The 5,382-nt window shown below is 61.4% G+C and carries 4 protein-coding genes; 1 reads left to right on the forward strand and 3 read right to left on the reverse strand.

Annotated features, from left to right (window positions below; all coding sequences use genetic code 11):
- Positions 1–97 precede the first annotated feature (97 nt).
- The 3 genes from AC1DX0_RS30495 to AC1DX0_RS30505 form a co-directional block, all read right to left on the reverse strand.
- On the reverse strand, positions 98–1,945 hold the full coding sequence (locus AC1DX0_RS30495; RefSeq protein ID WP_477222916.1) for a hypothetical protein: 1,848 nt from the start codon (positions 1,943–1,945) through the stop codon (positions 98–100).
- A gap of 531 nt (positions 1,946–2,476) precedes the next feature.
- Positions 2,477–3,754: a D-tagatose-bisphosphate aldolase, class II, non-catalytic subunit gene (locus AC1DX0_RS30500; protein ID WP_477358143.1), complete on the reverse strand. Its 1,278-nt coding sequence runs from the start codon at positions 3,752–3,754 to the stop codon at positions 2,477–2,479.
- Complete coding sequence (locus tag AC1DX0_RS30505; protein WP_477222918.1) at positions 3,751–4,731, reverse strand: tagatose kinase; 981 nt, start codon at positions 4,729–4,731, stop codon at positions 3,751–3,753. The genes AC1DX0_RS30500 and AC1DX0_RS30505 overlap by 4 nt, the downstream gene beginning before the upstream one ends.
- A 312-nt stretch (positions 4,732–5,043) precedes the next feature.
- On the opposite strand from AC1DX0_RS30505, the gene AC1DX0_RS30510 reads away from it, so the two are divergent.
- Positions 5,044–5,382, forward strand: a 339-nt coding sequence (locus AC1DX0_RS30510) for an extracellular solute-binding protein (RefSeq protein WP_477358146.1), incomplete at its 3' end; no start/stop codon positions are given.

Genomic DNA, 5,382 nt, shown 5'->3' on the forward strand with positions numbered 1-5,382 from the left:
CGTATCCACAATCCGCTGCGATTGAGTTCACCGAGAATTATCTTTCCAGGTCCGTCCTTCGCCGGGCCGACATCGATGGTGATTTCCTGTTCCTTGCTCATATGGCGACCTCCCTTATCCCTGCCTTCTTCAAACCCCGTAGAAAATAGTGCCCTGCCTGTGTATCGAGGCCCGGATACCGGGCGTCTCGCAGCGACTCGACAGAAAATGACGGCTCCACGGCCAGAAGCCGTTCGCGCGTTTGAGCCGCCTTCTGCCGTGCCCCCGAATGGCCGTAACTCGACGTAAGGAAGCGAAGCACCGAATTGAAATCCGGCCGAACATCGAGCACCGCCTCACCATGGCGGATTGCCAGATCATGCCGCCCAAGCAAGCTCGCCGTGATCAGGCACGATGTGTCGAAATAGTAGCGATAGAGGCTGTTGGCGCCGAGATGGCGCGCAAAGAGGGCGCATTGAAGCCCGGGTTGCGGCCGGCCGATATAGGCATGCAACACGGAGTAAAGATCCCAGGCAAGTGCTCGCCCTGGGTTGATGCGAATTGCTTGCTCGAACAACTCGGCGGCGCGCACATAGTTGCCGAAAAGGTAGCTATGCACATGACCGGCCAAGGCCAGAACGACAGAATTGCCGGGATCGCGCTCGAGAGCGCGTTCTATCAAATCTCTTGCTTCCTCGTGCAACGCAGTATCGTGCCGGACAAAACGCTGGCCGACCCTGAAAGTAATAAGAAAGGCCAGCCAGGCCGAGGCCAAGGCGCCATATCGGGTCGGGATCAGCCGCCTCAGGTCCTTCTCGGCGCGCGCAAGATCGCCAAGACCGAGCTCGAACATGTCCTGGACCGCCGAACGCATGGTGTCGGCGCCATCCTCCCCGAGCTTGCGGAGGCGGGCCACATTCTCTTTCTCCAGCCAGATCCGATCGATGCACTGCGCCAGGCCCGCGGCGAGATCGGCATCGCGTTCTTGGCGCACCGCGGATGTTGCCGCGTCGAAAACACGCAGCCAGAGCGTCTGTTCCTCGGCCACGTCGACCAAGGCAAGAGTGATGCGCGCAGTGTCGCGAACACGGCGCACGGAGCATCGCAGGCATAGCGAGTGCTGCACGTGAGCATCGCGAGAAGCGAGCAGCGTAATGCCGTTTTTCCGCCGATCAAGGAAATCGCGAAAGCCGTCCTCAACCAATCCAGCCACAATCCTGTCGACGATGACGTCGGCCAGCATGTCTTCTTCGCGATCGAGACCGGACACAATGACGGGATCAATCCGGAGACCGAATCTGGCTGGAGCCCGCTCCTCCAGCCTGCCCACCTCGGCGCCGGCTTCCTTCAGCGGCTCGCTTTTTTGCCAGCGACTGCGCTCAAGTGTCAGCCATTCCTCAAATTCAGGATCGGCAATGTCGATCCCTTCAAGAAAGTTCTCAATTACAGGAGCAGCGTCTGAAGAGCCTTCGAAGATACATTTATCGAGGTCAATTTCGATGACAAAATTGTCGATCTTCAGCACGTCGGAGTAAGCAGGCGTGAGAGCCTTGCGGATTTCCTTCAGCGACTGGCGAAGACTCGTTTGACCCTGAGGCCGCGACTTTTCACTCCAGAGGTGATCGATCAACCAGCTGCGGGAACGCCGCCCGCCGTCCGCCACCATCACCATTGCCAGAATCGCGCGAGCCTTCTGGGTGGGAGGGGTAAGATCCCGACCATCCAGCCCACGAACCTGCATTGGTCCAAAAAGCCTGACCCGCAACATGGGTCTACCCAACCCTGACAAGTGCCCAAACGGAACATAATCATGATTCAAATATAAATAATAGTCTTTGTTACCTAAGCGGCGTCCGTATTTGGTTTCCGACTTTTCCGATACGGTTTTATCGGATGAGGCGGAATAATAAAATACTTTCAAACTCTGCGGCTCAATCGGGTGAAAGTTATTTTTGTTGCGAGACAACGAGTTTCCTCGGACGCATTCCAGTGCCGTAACAACCGGATCTTCGTGCTCCAAGTCCAGCGCAGCGTGACACATCCGGCCCTGCACAACATCAGCGCAGGTTGGAGCGTCACTTGGCGCGACAAATGGCAAATCGTCCTCCCTGGTTGCACCCGTCTGAGGTTGCCTCTTCAGAAACAGTTCGGAGGCTCCGCTCGCGTTTTCCGAAACTGACGCGCTGGCGTGATAGGGGCGTGAAATGAGATATCTTTGCCGGCCGAACTCTATGCCCGGCTGCTGCTGGCCAGATAAAATCGGGCAACAACAAGCAACAAAGACACAAATCCGCCCTCGGTGGCATTCGCGACCGCGCAGGAGCCCAAGGAATTGTCCTGGATCGACGGCGCCACCCAGGTCGCCCTTTACGACCGGGCTAACCGCGCCGGAGGAGGCCGGCAGGTATAGCTGGTCAGGAAGCCCCTCGCTTCCTGATGCCTGGCTGCGGCGACCAGTGAGCGCAGCAAGCCTGTGGCGAGCGACGATGCGACGGGTTCAGGCGATGCGGCAAGCGGCGTCGTAGTCGGCCAGCACCTGGCCGATCGCTGCGTGAAAAATGGCCTCGGGATTGCCAGCCGGTCCAAGCCCGGACGGCAGCGTCGGCAGGAATTGCCGCATCAGCGTTTCGGGAATGGCAACGCCGGCAAGTGCCTCACGCAGGCGGCCGACGGCAACGCTGGCCGTTGGATTGCTCCAATAATAGCGGATGCGGTCGCTGTAGCTGTAGTGGCGCTGCAGGTAGCGATCGGCTTCATTGCCGTGATAGTGGCCGTGCCAATGGCCCGGAGCGGCCAGCATCACGCGTTCCATCGTGCGGGCAAGCGACCTGTCGCCATARTCCGCGAYCATTTCGGAYGCGATCAGGTCGAGCCCGTARAGCGCCTCGCGCAACGCAAAGGTCAGGCCTGGACCCACTTTAAGGATCGGAAAGCCGTTGCCGACAAGGGCGGTGAGCGCCGCGCGGCTCTGGTAGTCGGTGGAATGCGCCTCGTAGACGAGCGACGGTTCCTCGTCGAGCAAACCGGTCAGCGGCTTCGATGCCTCGGGTCTGTAGGCGACGACGTTCTGGCTGCCGAACTCGACGCCCGGCTGCACCACCACGGCGATGACGCGGCCAAATGCTTCCGTCAGCCCTTCCCTGGCAAAGATCTCGCGATGCACCTCGATCGTGCGCCGCGCCGCCGCCGCCTCGGTGGGCTTCAGGTCGCTGATCGCGTGATCGACGCCACCGGGAGCTGGAACCTCGGTGCCGATAATGTAGACCGGCAAGGCGCCACTCGTGGCGCGTGCCGCCTTTTCGGCCGCCTTGGCCAGCCGCGCGGCCCGTGTCGCGATGGTCTCGTCGTCCAGGGCCGCCGGCTCGCCGGCACAACCCATCGATGCGTCGAGATGGATCTTGCTAAAGCCGGCCCAGACATAGGCAGTGACCATGGCCTCGGCCTTGCTCATCGCTTGTGCTGCCGGCTCCGTGCGCCACGGGTTCGGTCCCAGATGATCGCCGCCGAAGATGATGCGTTGGGGGTCGAGTCCCTCCTTGCCGGCAATCTCGAGCACGAAAGCGATGAACAAATCCGGGCTCATCCCGGTGTAGCCGCCGAACTGGTTGACCTGATTGCAGGTCGCCTCGATCAGCAGGCTGCTTTCCTTGTCCCTGACGGCGCGCCGGATGGCCGTCTGGATCACCAGCGGATGGGCCGAGCAGATCGAGGTGATGCCGTAGGGCGACCCGTTTCTGCGCGCGGTGGCAAGGCCTGCGAGCGGGTTGGTCGTCATGTCGCCCTCTGCGTCCCGGTGATGAAGCCGTCCAGCACATCGAAGCCGGCGGTGCCTTCCATGGGTCCGCGCCGCGTGACGTTGCGGGCGCCGGCGGCATTGGCATAAAACAGCGCCTTGGCCGGCTCCATGCCCTTGCGCCGGCAGGTGAGATAGGTCGCGCCGAAACAGTCGCCGGCGCCGGTCGGGTCGACTTCCTCGACCCGGAAACCGGCGCAGTCGATCCTGGCGCCGTCGGCGCCGAACCAGGACGAGCCGGCGGCCCCGCGCTTCAGCACGATCTCGCCGACGCCCCTGGCAAACAACGCCTTCACCGCCTGGCCTTCGTCATCGACCCCGGCGGCTGCAAGCAATTCGTCGCCGGACGGCAACAACAGATCGGCATCGTCGACCAGCGCTGAAAATTGCGCGCCGTCGGCGCCGTCGATCAACTCCTTRCGCATATTCGGATCGAAAGAGGTCGAGCCGCCRCGCGCCCGCACCGATTTCAAGGCATAGGCGACGATCTCCTTCAGCCCGGCCACCGACAAGGTCGAGCCCATGACATGCAGATGGCCGGCCCTGTCCGCCAATTCGCGCGCCGCGTCGGTGAGACGGATTTGCCCGGCGGCGGATTCGGCGATGTTGTAGACGAAGTCCCTGCCGCCGTCGGGCCTGTAGCGCACGAACGCGCTTCCCGTGGGGTAGCGGTCGCTGACCGACACCGCCGAGACGTCGACGCCGTCACGTCTCAGCCTTTCCAGGTTGATCGTTCCAAAATCGTCGCGGCCGACGCAGCCGATGAGCCCGGCGCCGCCGCCCAGCCTAGCCACCTGGTCGATGAAGATGGCCGGCGCGCCGCTCGGATATGGCCCGACCAGCGCCAGCGGTTCGAGGAACCCCAGGCCGCGGTCCGTCGCCATGATCTCGACCAGGATTTCGCCGGCCGTGATCGTCGGCCCCGCGGCTTCGGAGGCGATCTCCCTTCGGCGGCTCATTGCTGCAATTCCTTCTCTCCCCAGCCGGAACGGATGCCGTCGCAGTCACCCCAGCCCCACGATAGCGCTTGACGGTAGCCGAGGTAAATCGCGGCAAGTGCGAAGTCAACAGAAACTGCACGCATGTACATTTATTTTGCTGCGCATGCGGCCTTCCTAGACATGCCAAATCAGGAATATCAACTCGCCTGGTGACGGCATGGTGCCGAAATCAAGCGTGGCTGCCTTGACTCGGCTTTCCCATAGCGCAATAAAATGTATACGCATGTCCACTTACACATGCGCATTCGTAAAGGAGGAGACGAAATGCCTATCGGTAAGCGTATCGGAATTCTTGGCCTGTCGGCCGCTGTTTCGGCACTGGCGGCAAATGCCGCCCTGTCCGAGGAGATCACGGTTGCGACAGTCAACAATGGCGACATGATCATCATGCAGAAGCTGTCGCCCGAATGGGAGAAGGCGACAGGAAACAAGGTGAACTGGGTGGTGCTCGAGGAGAACGTGCTGCGCGAGCGGGTCACCACCGACATCGCCACAAAGGGCGGCCAGTTCGACGTGATGACGATCGGCGGCTATGAGACGCCGATCTGGGGTAAGAGCGGCTGGCTGACATCGCTCAACGATCTCGGCGACGATTATGACTATGACGAC

Source organism: Mesorhizobium sp. P3_A9 (assembly GCF_056402975.1).